General features: G+C 71.7%; 14 protein-coding genes. 6 read left to right on the top strand and 8 right to left on the bottom strand.

Annotated elements, in window-relative coordinates; translation table 11 throughout:
* Positions 1–193: 193 nt before the first annotated feature.
* Both otsB and ACIA3K_RS25485 read right to left on the bottom strand, forming a co-directional pair.
* Positions 194–2,755 (bottom strand): trehalose-phosphatase, encoded by a 2,562-nt coding sequence (gene otsB / locus ACIA3K_RS25490; protein ID WP_396804301.1) that lies wholly within the window; start codon positions 2,753–2,755, stop codon positions 194–196.
* A gap of 41 nt (positions 2,756–2,796) precedes the next feature.
* Positions 2,797–4,197 carry a trehalose-6-phosphate synthase gene (locus tag ACIA3K_RS25485; RefSeq protein WP_355052272.1) on the bottom strand — a complete coding sequence of 467 codons (1,401 nt, stop codon included), beginning with the start codon at positions 4,195–4,197 and terminating at the stop codon, positions 2,797–2,799.
* Positions 4,198–4,526: 329 nt separating this feature from the next.
* Between ACIA3K_RS25485 and ettA the strand changes: the two genes are divergently transcribed.
* From ettA to ACIA3K_RS25465, 4 genes are all read left to right on the top strand, one after another.
* A complete protein-coding gene (ettA, locus tag ACIA3K_RS25480; protein ID WP_396804207.1) occupies positions 4,527–6,203 on the top strand; it encodes an energy-dependent translational throttle protein EttA in 1,677 nt (558 codons plus the stop codon).
* Entirely contained in the window at positions 6,196–6,642 is a 447-nt protein-coding gene (locus ACIA3K_RS25475) for an acyl-CoA thioesterase (RefSeq protein WP_396804206.1), read from the top strand. Before ettA ends, ACIA3K_RS25475 begins: the two co-directional genes overlap by 8 nt.
* Complete coding sequence (locus ACIA3K_RS25470; protein WP_396804205.1) at positions 6,639–7,355, top strand: hypothetical protein; 717 nt, start codon at positions 6,639–6,641, stop codon at positions 7,353–7,355. The genes ACIA3K_RS25475 and ACIA3K_RS25470 overlap by 4 nt, the downstream gene beginning before the upstream one ends.
* Positions 7,356–7,487: 132 nt before the next feature.
* The gene (locus ACIA3K_RS25465; RefSeq protein WP_355052276.1) at positions 7,488–8,072 is read left to right on the top strand and encodes a YbjN domain-containing protein; all 585 of its coding nucleotides are present in this window, start codon (positions 7,488–7,490) and stop codon (positions 8,070–8,072) included.
* Positions 8,073–8,099: 27 nt separating this feature from the next.
* Here the strand turns inward: ACIA3K_RS25465 and ACIA3K_RS25460 are convergent, their stop codons facing one another.
* The 3 genes from ACIA3K_RS25460 to ACIA3K_RS25450 form a co-directional block, all read right to left on the bottom strand.
* On the bottom strand, positions 8,100–8,531 hold the full coding sequence (locus ACIA3K_RS25460) for a globin (RefSeq protein WP_396804204.1): 432 nt from the start codon (positions 8,529–8,531) through the stop codon (positions 8,100–8,102).
* A gap of 67 nt (positions 8,532–8,598) precedes the next feature.
* Complete coding sequence (locus tag ACIA3K_RS25455) at positions 8,599–9,975, bottom strand: MFS transporter (RefSeq protein ID WP_396804203.1); 1,377 nt, start codon at positions 9,973–9,975, stop codon at positions 8,599–8,601.
* Between the two features lie 238 nt (positions 9,976–10,213).
* Positions 10,214–11,272 carry a mechanosensitive ion channel family protein gene (locus tag ACIA3K_RS25450; RefSeq protein WP_396804300.1) on the bottom strand — a complete coding sequence of 353 codons (1,059 nt, stop codon included), beginning with the start codon at positions 11,270–11,272 and terminating at the stop codon, positions 10,214–10,216.
* 267 nt (positions 11,273–11,539) lie between these two features.
* Here ACIA3K_RS25450 and ACIA3K_RS25445 point away from each other — a divergent pair, with 267 nt between their 5' ends.
* Positions 11,540–12,076, top strand: a complete 537-nt coding sequence (locus ACIA3K_RS25445; protein WP_074313833.1) for an HNH endonuclease — start codon at positions 11,540–11,542, stop codon at positions 12,074–12,076.
* A 65-nt stretch (positions 12,077–12,141) separates the two neighbouring features.
* On the opposite strand, the gene ACIA3K_RS25440 is transcribed toward ACIA3K_RS25445, so the two are convergent.
* Positions 12,142–13,728 carry a DUF6194 family protein gene (locus tag ACIA3K_RS25440; protein ID WP_396804202.1) on the bottom strand — a complete coding sequence of 529 codons (1,587 nt, stop codon included), beginning with the start codon at positions 13,726–13,728 and terminating at the stop codon, positions 12,142–12,144.
* Positions 13,729–13,782: 54 nt separating this feature from the next.
* Here ACIA3K_RS25440 and ACIA3K_RS25435 point away from each other — a divergent pair, with 54 nt between their 5' ends.
* Positions 13,783–14,562 carry a TioE family transcriptional regulator gene (locus tag ACIA3K_RS25435; RefSeq protein ID WP_396804201.1) on the top strand — a complete coding sequence of 260 codons (780 nt, stop codon included), beginning with the start codon at positions 13,783–13,785 and terminating at the stop codon, positions 14,560–14,562.
* Here ACIA3K_RS25435 and ACIA3K_RS25430 read toward each other — a convergent pair.
* A complete protein-coding gene (locus ACIA3K_RS25430; protein ID WP_396804299.1) occupies positions 14,508–15,284 on the bottom strand; it encodes a class F sortase in 777 nt (258 codons plus the stop codon). The genes ACIA3K_RS25435 and ACIA3K_RS25430 overlap by 55 nt on opposite strands.
* A gap of 102 nt (positions 15,285–15,386) precedes the next feature.
* A complete protein-coding gene (locus ACIA3K_RS25425) occupies positions 15,387–15,860 on the bottom strand; it encodes a hypothetical protein (protein WP_355052325.1) in 474 nt (157 codons plus the stop codon).
* Positions 15,861–16,134: the final 274 nt, after the last annotated feature.

Below are 16,134 nucleotides of genomic sequence, written 5' to 3'. Positions count from 1 at the left end.
TGTGTTGCCTGGGGGGAAGCAGAGCAAAGGACGCGCAGAGGACGAGCGGGGGGGGGCGATGGCGGGGCGCGAGGGTGGTGACGGCGGCGCTCGGGTGACCAGTACCCGTCCGGGCGGGCGAGTTGAGGCGCCTGGCGAACGAATGACGGGCCGGAGCAGCGCTGCTCCGGCCCGTCATCGAACTGACTCGCGTCTACTGCTTGAGCATGTTGTCCAGCAGCAGGGCGCAGCGGATCAGGCCGAGGTGGCTGTACGCCTGCGGGTGGTTGCCCAGGCCGCGCTCGGCGAGCGGGTCGTACTGCTCGGGGAGTAGGCCGGTCGGACCGGCGGTCAGCACCATCTGCGCGAACAGCTCCTCCGCGTCGGTGCGGCGGCCGGTGCGCAGGTACGCCTCGATCAGCCATGCCGTGCAGATGTGGAAACCGCCCTCGCGGCCGGGCAGGCCGTCGTCCCAGTGGTACCGGTAGACGACCGGGCCGCTGCGCAGGTCCGCCTCGATCTTCAGGACCGTGGACAGGAAACGCGGGTCGTCACCCGGGAGCAGGCCGGAGAGGCCGATCCAGAGCGACGAGGCGTCCATGTCCTCGTCCCCGTACGCGACGCTGTACGCCTCGACGTCGTCGTGCCAGCCGTGCTCCAGCACGTTGGCGCCGATCCGGTCGCGTAGGTCCGTCCACTCGGGCCGGTCCTCGCCGCCGTGCTGACGCATCACGTGCAGCGCCCGGTCGACGGTCATCCAGCACATCACCTTGGAGAAGACGTGGTGCCGGGGTGGCAGCCGCGCCTCCCAGATGCCGTGGTCGGGCTCGTGCCAGCGGCGGCGGACCGCCTCGACCATGTTCTCCAGGACCCGCCACTCGTCGTCGCGGACCGAGCCGCGGGCGTCGGCGACGGCCGCGATCAGGTCGGCGATGGGGCCGAACACGTCGAGCTGGAGTTGGTGGTTGGCGAGGTTGCCGACCCGGACCGGTCGGGAGCCGGCGTACCCGGGCAGCGTGTCGATGACCGCCTCGGCGCCCAGCTCGTACCCGTCGATGGTGTAGAGCGGGTGCAGCCGCTCCGGGTGGCCGCCGGTGCGCTCGATGCAGCCGTCCACCCAACGCAGGAACGCCTCGGCCTCGTCGATGGAGCCGAGGTCGACGAGCGAGCGGGCGGTCAGCGCGGCGTCGCGCAGCCAGCAGTAGCGGTAGTCCCAGTTGCGGACGCCGCCCAGCTCCTCCGGCAGGGAGGTGGTGGCCGCGGCGAGGATCGAGCCGGTCGTCTCGTGGCAGAGCCCGCGCAGGGTGAGGGCGCTGCGCGCGACCAGGTCACGGGAGGTGGACGGCAGCCGCAGCGAGGCCACCCAGTCCTTCCACGGCTGCTCGGCGGCGGCCTGCCGCTCGTGGATCGGCACCCGGTGGTGCTCCAGGCTGTGCGTGCCGAAGCGCAGCTCCAGCACGACCTGCCCACCAGCGGCGGAGAGGTCGACGACCGCCTTGGCGGTCTCGTACCCACCGTCGTTGTTGACCTGCCACTCCACCCCGGGGGAGTAGAGGGCGACCGGTTCGTTCGAGCCGAGCACCAGCAGGCCGTCGCCGACGGGCTGCAACTGCACGGCCACCTGGCCGAACTCGGGGCGCGGCGCGAACTCCACCCGGACCCGGCCGTTGCCGCTGAGGACCCGGACCAGGGTCGAGTCGCCGGTGACCACGGCGGGACCGTCCGGCGTCGTCTCACGGGCCGGCTTGTCCAGCCAGTCGGTGACGGTGAGCCCGGACCACCGGGTCTCGACGGTCATCGTGCCGGAGCGGTAGCGCTGGCCCAGCGGGATGCCGCCGCGCTCCGGGGCGATGCTGAAGTGACCGGCCGGGCTGCCGCCGACCAGGTCGGCGAAGATCGCCGCCGAGTCCGGCTTGGGGTGGCAGAGCCAGCTCACCTTCGCCTCGGGGGTGAGCAGGGCGACGGTACGACCGTTGGCCAGCATCGAGTGCCGCTCGATGGGCACCGCCCGCTCGCCGAACAGCCAGTGTCGGCGGGTCTCCAGCAGCAGCCCGAGCGCCCGGGCGGCCTCGATGGGCTCGGCCACCCGGAAGCTCGCCTTGGTGTCGCCGGGACCGATCTTGATACCGAGGTCCGGCCCGTGCAGGTTGCCGAAGGCGTTCTCGTCGGTGACGTCGTCGCCGATGAAGAGCACCGCGCTCGCCGAGAGCTGGGTCCGTAGCTGGTCGACGGCCGTGCCCTTGTGGGTGGCCACCACGGACAGCTCGATGACCTCCTTGCCCTGCGTCACGGTGACGCCGTCGAAGGCGGCCGGGCCGTTGCGGACGGCCTCGATGGCGGCGGCGGCGACCTGCGGGTCGACGCCCCGGGTGTGCACCGCGACGCTGGCCGGCTTGCGTTCGAGCCGGATGCCCGGGTGCTCGGCGGCGATCTCGCGCAGCGCGTTGCGCACCTGGGTGCGGACCGCGACCAGCTCGGGTGAGAGGCGCTCGACGAAACCGATGTCGAATTCGGAGCCGTGGCTGCCGACGAGGTGTACCTCGCTGGGCAGCCGGGAGAGCGCGGCCAGGTCGCGCAGGGCGCGGCCGGAGACCACGGCCACGCTCGTCTGTGGCAGCGCCGCGAGCGCGCGGATCGCGGCCACCGACTCGGGCAGCGGTACGGCGGTGCTGGGATCCTCCACGATCGGCGCGAGTGTGCCGTCGTAGTCGCAGGCGATCAGGAGCTGCGGGACCCGGGCGATCCGGCCGATGGCGGATCGCAGCTCGGGGTCCATCACCCCGGTGGCGATCGCCGTTCCGTCGGTGACGGCCGTGTTCACGCGGCCTCCGCCTCGGAAACTCCCAGTTCGGAGAGGAAAGACTTGGCCCAGTGCCCCACGTCGTGGGTACGCAGGTGACGTTGCATTGTCCGCATCCGGCGGCGTGCCTCGGTTTTCTCCACGTGCACTGCCCGGAGCAGGGCGTCCTTCACCGCGTCCGGGTCGTGCGGGTTACAAAGGAATGCCTGGCGCAGCTCCGTTGCGGCGCCAGCGAACTCGCTGAGCACGAGCGCACCGCCCTGGTCGGCACGGGATGCGACGTACTCCTTGGCCACGAGATTCATGCCGTCTCGCAGCGGAGTCACCATCATCACGTCCGCAGCAACGTACATCGCGGCCAGTTCACTGCGACTGTACGACTGATGGAGGTAATGCACGGCAGGCACGCCGACTCGGCCGAATTCGCCATTAATCCGACCAACCTCGCGCTCCACCTTGACCCGAAGTGCCTGGTAGTGCTCGACGCGCTCGCGGCTCGGCGTGGCCACCTGCACCATAACGGCGTCCGGAACTGTCAACTTTCCGTCAGCAAGCAACTCGCGGAACGCCTTCAGGCGCAACTCGATGCCCTTGGTGTAGTCGAGCCGGTCCACGCCCAGGATTATCGTCTTCGGGTCGCCCAGCTCGGCGCGGATCTGCTTGGCCCGCGCCTGGATCGCCGGGTCGGCCGCCATCCGCTCCATCTCCTGCGTGTCGATGGAGATGGGGAAGGCGCCCGCCTTCACCTGCCGGCCGTCGACCTGGATCATCTGACCCTCGTACCGGAGCCCGAGCAGGTGCCGGGCCAGCCGGACGAAGTTCTGCGCGGCCAACCGCTGCTGGAAGCCCACCAGGTCCGCGCCGAGTAGACCGCGCAGCAGCTCGGTGCGGAACGGCATCTGCATGAACAGCTCGATCGGCGGGAACGGGATGTGCAGGAAGAAGCCGATCCGCAGATCCGGGCGCAGCTCGCGGAGCATGGCCGGCACCAGCTGGAGCTGGTAGTCCTGCACCCAGACCGTCGCGCCCTCGGCCGCGACGTCGGCTGCGGCCTCCGCGAACCGGGCGTTGACCAGCCGGTACGCCTCACGCCAGCGACGCTTGTACGCCGGAGTCTCCACCGCGTCGTGGTACAGCGGCCAGATCGTCGCGTTGGACTGGCCCTCGTAGTAGCGCTCCAACTCCTCGGCGCTCAGCGGGACCGGGTGCAGCCGGATGCCCTCCAGGTCGAACGGCTCGGGGGCGGCGCCGGTGCCGCCGGCCCAGCCCACCCAGGTGCCCTGGTGCTCGGCGAGTACGGGATGCAGCGCGGTGACGAGCCCACCGGGGCTGCGTCGCCACTGCCGTCCCTCGGGTGTGCTCACCTCGTCGACCGGCAGACGGTTCGCCACTACGACAAAGGAGCTACGGACGGTCACGATCGGCCACCTCCGGGTACTGACGGGTCCACCGCGATGAGCGTACTGAGCGTAGCTGCGGTGTCTGGGCCCCCGTGCCGGAGTCTCCTACCCGCCCCGTGTGCGGTGAATCCTGAAGGTGATCTTGTCGACAGCCCGACGGTCAGGGGCGGCGCGGCTCGCCGGCGTACTCCTGGGGCGGGGTGATGTGGGCGAAGCGCGTCGTACCTGTCAGGATTGACGATGGCGTGCGCGTGGCCGGCTCCCGGCCGGCGGCGGCGGGCGGAGGTCCCAGCCCGCGCCGCGCCGCCCACTCAGGCGACAGCAAACCGACGGAGGTAGCCCGCACCGTGGCCCAGTACATCTACGTCCTGGAAAAGGCGCGCAAGGCGCACGGCGACAAGGTCGTGCTCGACAACGTCACGTTGAGCTTCCTGCCGGGGGCCAAGATCGGTGTGCTCGGCCCGAACGGCGCCGGTAAGTCCAGCCTTCTCAAGATCATGGCAGGGCTGGACAAGCCGAGCAACGGCGAGGCCCGGCTCATGCCCGGCTACACCGTCGGCATGCTCGCCCAGGAGCCCCCGCTCAACGAGGCCAAGACCGTGCTCGGCAACGTCGAGGAGGCGGTCGCCGAGACCAAGGCCAAGCTGGAGCGGTTCAACAAGATCGCCGAGCAGATGGCGACCGACTACTCCGACGAGCTGATGGAGGAGATGGGCAAGCTCCAGGAGGAGCTCGACCACCTCGACGCCTGGGACGTCGACTCCAAGCTCGAACTGGCCATGGACGCCCTGCGCTGCCCCCCGCCGGACGCCGACGTGACCCAGCTCTCCGGTGGTGAGCGTCGCCGGGTCGCGCTCTGCAAGCTGCTGCTGGAGGCCCCCGACCTGCTGCTGCTCGACGAGCCCACCAACCACCTGGACGCGGAGAGCGTCTCCTGGCTGGAGCAGCACCTGGCCAAGTACGCCGGCACCGTCATGGCGATCACTCACGACCGGTACTTCCTCGACAACGTGGCCAACTGGATCCTCGAGCTGGACCGTGGCCGGGCCTACCCGTACGAGGGCAACTACTCCACCTACCTGGAGAAGAAGGCCGCCCGGCTGGCCGTCGAGGGCCGCCGCGACGCCAAGATGAAGAAGCGCCTCACCGAGGAGCTGGAGTGGGTCCGCTCCAACGCCAAGGCCCGGCAGACCAAGTCGAAGGCGCGCCTCGACCGGTACGACGAGATGGCCACCGAGGCGGAGAAGACCCGCAAGCTGGACTTCGAGGAGATCCAGATCCCGCCGGGCCCCCGCCTGGGCAGCACGGTCATCGAGGCGAACAAGCTCAGCAAGGGCTTCGGCGACCGGCTGCTGATCGACAACCTGTCGTTCTCGCTGCCGCGCAACGGCATCGTCGGCATCATCGGCCCCAACGGCGTCGGCAAGACCACGCTGTTCAAGACCATCGTCGGGCTGGAGGAGCCCACCGCCGGTTCGGTCCGGGTCGGCGAGACGGTCTCGCTGTCGTACGTCGACCAGAACCGCGAGGGCCTCAACGGCGACAAGACCGTCTGGGAGGTCGTCTCCGACGGTCTGGACTACCTGATGGTGGGCAAGGTCGAGATGCCGTCGCGGGCGTACATCGCCGCGTTCGGCTTCAAGGGGCCGGACCAGCAGAAGCCGACGAAGGTGCTCTCCGGCGGCGAGCGCAACCGGCTCAACCTGGCGCTGACCCTGAAGATCGGCGGCAACGTCATCCTGCTCGACGAGCCGACGAACGACCTGGACGTCGAGACCCTGTCCAGCCTGGAGAACGCGCTGCTGGAGTTCCCCGGCTGCGCCGTGGTGATCTCCCACGACCGGATGTTCCTGGACCGGGTCGCCACGCACATCCTGGCCTGGGAGGGCGACGACCAGGACCCGTCCAGGTGGTTCTGGTTCGAGGGCAACTTCGAGGCGTACGAGAAGAACAAGATCGACCGCCTCGGCGCGGAGGCCGCCCGACCGCACCGGGTGACCTACCGCAAGCTGACCCGTGACTGACCGGTTCGTCTACCACTGCACGCTGCGCTGGTCCGACCTGGACGCGTACGGACACGTCAACAACTCGCGCTTCCTCACGCTGTACGAGGAGGCGCGGGTGGCGTTGATGTTCGCCGGCGGCCGGGCCTGGGGAGTGGGCTCGTTCGCCGACGGGGTGGTGATCCGCCGACACGAGGTCGACTACCTGCGCCCGGTCGACTACGCGCTCGGACGGGCCACCGCGGAGGCCGCGCCCACGGTCCGCATCGAGCTGTGGGTGGAGGAGATCAAGGCGTCGCGGTTCACCGTCGCCTACGAGCTGTACGACGGTGAGGTGCTCGCCAGTCGCGCCCGCTCGGTGCTGGTGCCGTTCGACCTGACGCGTCAGGTGCCCCGGCGGATCACCGTCGAGGAGCGGGACTTCCTGCTGACGTACGCCCCGCAGGGCGGCGGATCATGACGGGACCGGAACGGGTGGTGGCGTCGCCGTCCGGCCACGGCCTGGCCGGCGTGGCCGACGCGGGTGCCTTCCTGGCCCGGCTGGTCCGGCTGGACCCGGCGGCGCCGGTGCGGCTGCGGCCGGCCGGCGCTCCCGGGCGGGTCGTCCTGTGGGCCCGGCTGCCGTGGCAGGTGCTGGTCGCCTGCACGGTGGCCGGCGACGCCGCCGGGGACGTCACCGTGGGCGCGGCCGACCTGCTGGCCGAGCTGGGACGCGGCGGTACCGCGTTGCCCGAGCGCCGGGACGCGCAGTGGCGGTGGCCCCTGCCGCCGGCGCGCAGCGAGCCGGTCGAGGTGCTGCCCGGCGTCGAGATGCGCCGGATCGCGGACGCGGCGGCGGGCACCCTGCGTACGGCGAGTGCCGAGGGAGTGGCGGGCCGGGCGGTGGGTCAACGGGCCCTGCGCGACGCGCTGCTCGACCACGTGGCCGTGGTGGTCACGCCGGACGATCCGCCGGGCCCGCCGGTCGAGGTGCCGCAGCGACTGGTGCAGGGACTGGTCCGGATGGGCTTCCTCGGCGCGGTCGACGAGCCGGGTGCTCCGTTGGCGAGCGCCGGAGTGCGGGTAAGGGTCGCCGGACGTTGGGTGGGCCTGGTGGGACCGTACGGAGCGGCCTGGTTGCAGAAGGCCACCGATCTCGCCGTGACACCCCTCTCTACTCGTCCGAAAGGATGACCCCCATTCATTCTTCTGGGCCGGTGGGGTCGTTGGGGGGGTGCTTCAACCCGGCTGTCCGGGTACCGTCCATCCTCGGATCCAACGCACCGTAGGCGTCTGGATCCGCTGGGGAGTGAGGTGCGACGAGCGATGCCGTGGTGGTCATGGCGCCCCGGTCCCGCCGACGGCGGTGATCCGGAAACCCGAAGCGGGATCACAGTGGAGAGCGCGGTCCGGGTCGGGCCGCCGAGTCCTCGCCAGCCGGGGGACGACTGCCCGGGCAGCGACCGACCCGTACTGGCCGAGATGGCGGCCACCATCGAGCCGGTGAGCCTGCGCCGGGTCTGTGACGCACTCGACCTGCTCGACGTGCGTTACCTGGCCGACGGTGACGGCAACCTGCTGGCCATGTGGGAGCGCCACGCCGTGCTGGTGACCCTTGAGGGTCCGGAGGACGAGATCCTGGTGATGCGGGCCCGCCCGCACGCCACGGTCCCGCCGGACTGGGCCGACCGGGCATACCGGGTGGTCAACGAGTGGAACCACACCCGCCGCTTCTGCAAGGCGTACATCGGCGATCCGACCGAGCGCGGGCAGCTACCGATCTACGCCGAGCTGCAGGTCCCTCTCGGCGCCGGTACGCACGACGCGCTGCTGGTCGAGATGCTCGACTGCGGCGCGGCCGTGGCCACCAGCTTCGTGGACTGGCTGCACGACGAGGGCGCCCTGCTCTGAGACGGCCCGCACGCCCGGTGCGCGCCGTCAGGCGCGCTCGGCCGGGTCCTCCATGGCGTTGACCATGAAGTACGCGGCCCGCTCCAGGTAGTCCCAGAGGGCGACGGCGAGCTGCGGTTCCAGGTCGAGCCGGTCCACCGCCTGGCGCATGTGCCGCAGCCAGGCGTCCCGCTCGGCCACACCGATGCGGAACGGGGCGTGCCGCATCCGCAGTCGCGGGTGACCGCGCTGCGCGGAGTACGTGTTCGGTCCACCCCAGTACTGCATCAGGAACAGGGTCAACCGGTCGGCCGCCGGGCCCAGATCCTCCTCCGGGTACATGGGTCGCAGCAGCGGGTCGCTGGCGACGCCGATGTAGAACTCGTCCACCAGCCTGCGGAAGGTGGGCTCGCCGCCGACCGCTTCGAAGAGCGTCATCGACGCGTCGGGACGGTCGGATTCACCTGCGGGGTTCACCATTCCATCCTGCCAGGTGCGCCAGCCGTGGACCCGACCCGGAGGCCGTGCGTCGGCTCACCCCTGTGGATCACGTGACCGCGTGCCGACGGTGGCCTCCGGTTGCCCGGGGGTCGGTGAGCGCGGTCGTCCCGTTGACGGCGACGTCGCCCACCGCGCGGGCCTGCGCGACGTTGGCGGCCGTAGCTGCCGCCACCGCCTCCTCCACCGTCTGCCGGCTCGGCCAGCGCAGGGTGGCGACAGCCATCAGCAGCACCCCGGCGGCGCTCCAGAGGCCGACCACCACCGGGAGGGGGAACCGTTCGGCGAGCAACCCGGTGACCAGCACGGCGGCCCCCTGGATGACCTGCACGCCGGTGGCCATCACGCCGAACGCGCGAGCCCGGAACCCGTCCGGCAGGGCCTGGACGAACAGCCCGTTGGCCATCGGGAGCATGCCGGCGACCGCGAAGCCGCACAGGGCGGCCAGCAGCGCCACCACCAGCGGTGGCGGATCGAACAGCGCGGGCACCAGTGCCAGCGGGGCGAGCACCGCGAGCGGGCGCATCAGGGCCAACCGGCGGGCCGGGCCGAACAACCGGCTCACCAGCAGCCCGCCGAGGATGAAGCCCACCGGACTGGCGACCATGATGACGGCCTGCGCGGTACCGGCGGCCATGCCGCTCCTGGCGTCCTCGTTGGCCCAGGCGGCGGCCAGCCCCTCCGGGACGATCGAGAAGAGCATCGCGCTGAACACCAGCACCGCGATGGCCCGCAACACCGGCGTACGGAAGACGATCCCGAAGCCCTCGGCGGTCTCCCGCAGCAGGTGGCCGCGGTGAGCGGTGGCCATCGCGGCGTGCTTCTGGACGCCGAAGCGCAGCAGCAGCGCCGAGAGGCCGAAGGTCGCGGCGTTGAACAGCAGCGCGACGGTCGGGTCGATCGAGGCGAGGGCGGCGCCGAACAGGTAGCCGACGACCTGAGCGGCCTGCGCGACGCTGCCGTTCAACGAGAGTCCGACCACCAGCCGGTCTCCGGTGAGGATCTGCGCCATCAGCGCCGACTTCGCCGCCTGGCTGGGCGGGTTGGCCAGCGTGGTGGCGAAGAGGAGCACCAGCACCACCGGGACCGGCAGACCAGGGAGGGCGATGAGCAGCATCAGCACCATCCGGATGACGTCACACGCCACCATCACCCGCCGGTACGGGTGCCGCTCGGCCAGCGCGGCGAGCAGCGGACCACCGAGCAGCCACGGCAGGTAGCTCACCGCGAACGCGGCGGCGGAGAGCGCGACGGACCTGGTCTGCTGGTAGACGAGGAGGGTCACGGCGGCCTTGGCGACGTAGTCACCGATCCAGGACAGCGACCCGGCGGTGAAGACAGCCCGGAACTCACGTTGGGCAAACACTTCGCGAAAAGTGGCCGGACCTTCCGCGGAAGGTCGCTCGTCGGGCACCGTCGCCTCCATCGGGCCCCCGGGGCACGGCTGCTTGTGGCCGCCGGGCCGGGAACACTCGTCAGATCTGTCGGATCAGCGAGGACGTGACCGCGCTCCAGCGGGAACGCGTGCTTCGGGATTCTGCCCGATCGTCCGAGGACTAGCTAGGGCGAACGGATCGTTCGTCGCATCCCCGACTGAACGAACGGACGATACTCCAGGGGCCGGGTGGACCGCGACCCCTGGATTGCCGGCCAGTGCCACCGGGTCAGGTGGCGCCACCCTGACCGGTCTCACCCTCCGGCAGGGGCCGGCTCGGCACACCGGGATAGATGCGGGCGGCGGCGATCTGCGCGGTGATGCCCGAGTTCTCCAAGGCCTCCGCCAGCCTGCGCCGCAGTTCCCGGGCCACCGCGAACTGGCCGTCGGCAGTCGTCTTGACCACCGTGCGGATCACGGCGCCGTCCACCGTCATCTGCTCGACGCCCAGCACCTCCGGTGCCTCCACGATCTCCGGCGACAGGTCCGGGTCCACCGCCACCGACGCGGCGGCCGTACGCAGCACCGCGCTGGCCTCCTCCGTACCGCTGAAGCCGATCGGCAGGTCCACCACCACCAGCGCCCAGCCCTGGCTCTTGTTGCCCACCCGGATGATCTCGCCGTTGCGGATGTACCAGAGCACGCCACGTCCGTCCCGGACCGTGGTGACGCGCAGCCCGACCGACTCCACGACGCCCGTCGCCTCGCCGAGGTCGACGTTGTCGCCCACGCCGTACTGGTCCTCGATGAGCATGAAGAGACCCGCGATCAGGTCCTTGACCAGGCTCTGCGCGCCGAAGCCCAGGGCGACGCCGGCGATGCCGGCGCTGGCCAGCAGCGGCGCCAGGTCGAAGCTGAACTCGCGCAGGATCATCAACAGCGCGATGCCGAAGACGAACGCCGTGGTCAGGCTGCGCAGCACCGAGCCGATCGCCTCGGCCCGCTGCCGCCGCCGCTCCGGCACGAACTCGGTCGGGTCGACCGCCGCCGTGGGCACCCGCTCGCGCAGCGGCCGCAGCATCGTCGGCACCGCGCCGTCGGTGGTCGTCCGGACCAGCCGGTTGATCGTCCGGTGCAGCGCCCAGCGCGCCACCATCGCCAGCGCCAGGATCAGCAGCACCCGCAGTGGCTTGAGCAGGATCCAGTAACTGCCCTCGGCGAACCACGCCGAGCGGGTGATCCCGTAGATCCACTCGCAGGATGTGCTGCCCTGACAGTTCACCGATACGGCGTCGGGCAGGGCAAGGGGCGTCACGTCGGCGGCACTCACCCTGTCTTCGTACCGCAACACCTCCGGCCGGCCGCCGCCGACCCACCAGCCGGGTGAGATGCGCCGGAGCGCCGGATCGGACCGGGGCGAACCGGCCATCGTGACAGGTGCGGAAAAGAGCTTCACATCCGACCCCGGATTAGTACGTGCAATCCGGGGTCCGATCAGGGACTATTGGCGCAACGGACGTCGGTGATCGAACGGGCGTCGACGGTGTGGGCCCCCGTGCCCAACTCCGGTCGGCGGCGGGTTCGCAGCAGCCGCTGAACCGGGAGGGTGATCGCGATGCCTGACATACGACCCACGGTGGGCTCCGGCGCGCTGGTTCTCAACGCCACCTACGAGCCGCTGTGTGTCGTGTCGGTGCGTCGCGCCGCGATCCTCGTCCTCTCGGCCAAGGCCGTCTGCGTCGCCGACGGCGACGGCATCCTGCACAGCGCCCGGGACGCGCTTCCGGTTCCGTCGGTCGTGCGACTGACCCGCTTCGTCCGGGTGCCCTACCGCACCCACGTCGGGCTGTCCCGCCGTGCGATCTTCGCCCGGGACGGTTGGCGGTGCGCCTACTGCCGGGGCCCGGCCGAGACCATCGACCACGTCTTCCCACGTAGCCGGGGCGGCCGGCACGCCTGGGAGAACGTGGTCGCCGCGTGCGCGCGGTGCAACCACACCAAGGGCGACAAGACCCCGGCCGAGCTGGGTTGGCGGCTGCACGCCCTGCCGGCCGCGCCGAAGGGCACCGCGTGGCGGGTCCTCGGGCACCGCGCTCCGGACCCGCGCTGGGCCGACTGGCTCGACCTGCGCGAGCCCGAAGCGGCCGCCTGACCCGTACCCGTGCGGGCCCGGCTGCACCCGGCGCGCCCGGCGGCCCAGGACGGCCGGCGTCGGGCTCAGTCCCTCTGGGCGGCGGCCCGGCGCGACGCGCGCTCGTGCCGGTCGACCGCCCGCCGGTACGCGATCGCGAGGAGCCGGTCGACCTCGGGCAGCATCTGCGGACCCGGCATCACGATGCTGGCGAAGCCGTACAGCGCGTAGCCCGGGTGCGGCGTGAGGGTGTCCAGCCGGGCGTAGTCGAAGTCGTCCCGGTGCTCCTCGAAGGCAGCCGGCGCGAAGCCGAACGCCCTTTCGAACTCGGCCCGGCCCAGCTCCAGGTTGAGCCGGAAGACGCCGGGGCGGTCGAGCTTCCCGGCCTCGTCGAAGTCGGGCACGTCGTGCTCGACGATGGTGGCGAACGGTTGGCGGCGGTCCGGCCCGACGTGGAAGAAGCGGTCACCCCACGCGGCCTCCGGTGACCCGTTCTCCGCGCTCGCCACCACCTGTTCGACGCCGGGCAACGCGCGGATCCGCTCGGCGAGCACGGCCGCGTCGACGCCGGTCGGGATGTGCAGCACCGCGTCGGCGTTGTCGATGGTCGCCTGGTCCAGCGGGAAGTAGCGGTAGTCGTGCGTCCTGCGCTCGGCCGGCGCGATGTCGGTCGTCGGGACGTACCCGGGGAGGTCGCCCCGCTGCTGGAGCCGACCCTCGTAGGTCGATGCGGCGGGCGCGTCGATGCCGAGCGCGGGACTCGCGCCGAGGGCGCCGACCACCACCGCGTACCGCTCGCCCAGCAGCGCCCCGACGATCGCGCCGGCGCCGGCCCACGACACCGTCGCACCACCGATCGTCATGGTGGCCGGATGGCGTTGCAGGTGCGTGTTGTGCGCGAAGACCAGCGTCGGTCCCCGGTCGGCCTCGACCGCCCGGATCGCGAGCAGGTTCTCGGCCATCAGCGCGTCCCGGACCCCGGCCAGGCGCGCGAACCGTTCCTCCTGCGCGAGGTCGGTCGCCGCGGCGGCGTGGTACCGCAGCAACGCGACCGCGGACGTGGCGTGCACGTGGGCCGCCCGCCAGCCCGCGGACCGGCGGTGCGCCTGGAGAAACAGCTCGGTCAGCAGGTCGTCGGCGAGAACCCGCAGCCGCTGGGCGTCCGTCGAGCGTCCGACGGACCGGCCCGCCTCCCACACGGCGGCCGTGTCGCTCCACCGGGCCTCGTCCCCGACCAGGTCGTCGATCTCCGCCGACCGGTCCAGCCCGAGGAAGTCGCACACGAACGTCAGGTGCCGGCGCGGGCTCGGGGCGCCCTCGATCTCCAGCGGCGCGTCGAAACCGTGGAACCGCAGGCGCTGCCCGGCGGGTCGTCCGGCGTTCCACTCCCGCATGCGCAGCAGCAGGTCACGGTTGGCCGGGGCGGCGCCGAAGCCGTGACTGAACCCCTCGGCGAGCGCGCGGTCCAGCGGCACGCCTCCGCCGTCCACGAACTCGTCGGCGAGCAGCCCGGCGGCCCGGTCGCTCTCCACCGCGATGGAGCGGTAGCCGTGCTCGGCCAGCGTCAGGAAGGCGTCGTTACGGATCTGGAGGAAGGCGGACTCACCATGCGTCGGCTCGCCGATCGCGAGCAGGGTCGGTGAGCCGCCGAGCAGGTCGAGAAGAGTGGTCATTGCATCGACCGTATCGTTGAACCAGCGGTTGAGACTTCAGAGTGAGGGAGCACGGTGATCGCCACAAAACCCTCAAATCACGGGGTACGCCGGCCGATCGACCTCGCCCGGCGGCACGGGCTGTCGGCGCAGGCCGTCCGCAACTACGAACGCGACGGTGTGCTGCCGCCGGCCGAGCGCACCGTCAGCGGGTACCGCCGGTTCACCGAGACGCACGCCCGCGCACTCGACGCCTACCTCGCCCTCGTCGCGGGCCACGGTCACGCGGCCGGCGGCGACATCATGCGCGCCGTCAACCGGGGCGAGCTGGACACCGCGTTGCGGGCGATCGATGACGGCCACGGCCTGCTACGACGCGACCGGGAGACCCTCGACGCGGTCGAGGTGGCGGTCAGCACGCTCACCGCCACGAAGCCCGCGCCGCAGACCCGGCGGGCCGTACCGATCAGCGCGCTCGCGCACCGGCTCGGCGTACGACCGGCGACGCTGCGCAAGTGGGAGTCGGCCGGAATCCTGCGACCGGAGCGCGACCGGGTCACCCGCCACCGCGTCTACTCGCCCGACGACGTCCGGGACGCCGAACTCGCCCACCTGCTGCGCCGGGGCGGGTACCGGCTGAGCCACATCGCGGACGTGCTGCGTCGCGTACGGGACGCCGGCGGCGCCGAACCACTGGCCGCGTCGCTGGCCCAGTGGCGCGGACGGCTCACCGAGCGCGGCCGGGCCATGCTCACCGGGGCCGCCCGGCTCGCCGCGTACCTCGACCACGGCGCGGGAGGTCACCCGCCACGGGCCTCGACCAGCGAGGCGAAGACCACCAGGTTGTCCGAGTAGCCGGTCTCACCACCCACCCACCGGCCGCCGCAGGTGATCAGTCGCAGGCTGGGACGGCTGAAGTCGCCGTACACCTCGTCCACCGGTAGCCGATCCTTGCTGAACCGCTCCACCGAGTCCACCTCGAAGACCGCCACCCGGCCGTCGGCGCGGGTGATGTCGACCCGGTCGCCGGAGCGCAGTTCCCGGAGCCGGTGGAACACGGCCGGCCCGGTGGTCGTGTCCACGTGCCCGACGATCACCGCCGGCCCGTACTGCCCCGGGGTGGGGCCCTGGTCGTACCAGCCGGCCTCCTGGGCGCGGGCCACGTCGGGCACGGCGATGGTGCCGTCCGGTGCGATGCCCACGTCGTGCAGCGGCGCCCGCAGGTCGATCGTGTCGATGGCGAGGGTGGTCGGTGGGCTGGCCGGCAGCACCGGGAACTTCTTCGGCGGCGGCCGCAGACCCGCGCTGATCCGATCCGGCAGCAGACTCACCCCGGTCACCCGTTCGACGCCGAGCATCGCCACGATCAGCACCATCAGCGTGGCGATGACCAGGACCGGCACCCCCGGACCGTCACCGCCCAGCCGCCGGCGGGCCAACGGCGGTCCGCCGGGACGGCGCGGCGGTAGTGGGCGCGCGTCCGGGTCGGTGGTGACGACACTGGCGGAGACCGCCTGCCCGGCGACCCGCCGCAGCCGGCCCGAGGCGCGGGCCACCAGCCGACCGGTGGCGCGCAGCGTCCTCGCGGCCCGGACGCGGGCCGTACGGTCCGGCCGCGTGGAGCGGGCAGGGCCATCCGGCCGCGTACGCGCGGATCTGCGGGTCATGGCAGCTCCGGGTCAGGAGCCGGCTCCGGGCCGACGCCGACCGCCCATCATGCCGAGCGCGACCGCGGCGGCCACCAGTGCCACGCCGCCGAGGACCAGGACCGAGCCGGTTCCCCGGCCGCCGGCGGTGCCGCCGCCCCCGGTCGCCGGCCCCTTGCTGGGCGAGGCCATGTTGAGCACGGTCAGCATCGTCTGCGCGGTCTGGTTGTTCTGGCAGCGCAGGTCGACCTGGTAGTCACCGGGCTCCTTGTTGCCCGGAACGGTGACCTCCCCCTTGAGGAAGCCGTTGTCCGGCCTGAGCATGACGTGCCCGAACGCGTCGGAGCGTACGTTCGCCTGCCGATCGTTGTTGTTGTCGCAGCTCGCGCGGATCGTGACCCGGCTGCCCGCCGGGACGCTGTTCGGTGTCACTTCGACGAAGGTGTTCTCACCCGCGTGGGCCGGCGTGACCGACAGCAGGACGAACGCCCCGATGAGTCCGACCAGTGTCAGAGCGGACGAGAGCGCGCGGTTGATCGTGCGAAGACCCTGCATGATTTCCCCCCAACCGGCGACGACCGCCGGAACCCTCCCCTGGGCACGCGCGCTGCTTTCCCCCCACCCCAAAGGCAAACCCCACCCCCCACCCCCACCCCCACCCCCACCGCGTCCACGCCCGCCCCTCCCGCGCAGTCGATAAATGCGGTGTGGTGGCCCCCCACAGGGGGCATTTTTAACAAACATCCCCCCCCAACAACAATTATCACCCCGGGGGGTGGCC

Source organism: Micromonospora sp. NPDC051543, assembly GCF_044454415.1.
Classification (GTDB): domain Bacteria; phylum Actinomycetota; class Actinomycetes; order Mycobacteriales; family Micromonosporaceae; genus Micromonospora.
This window is presented reverse-complemented; position numbering and strand designations above follow the sequence as displayed.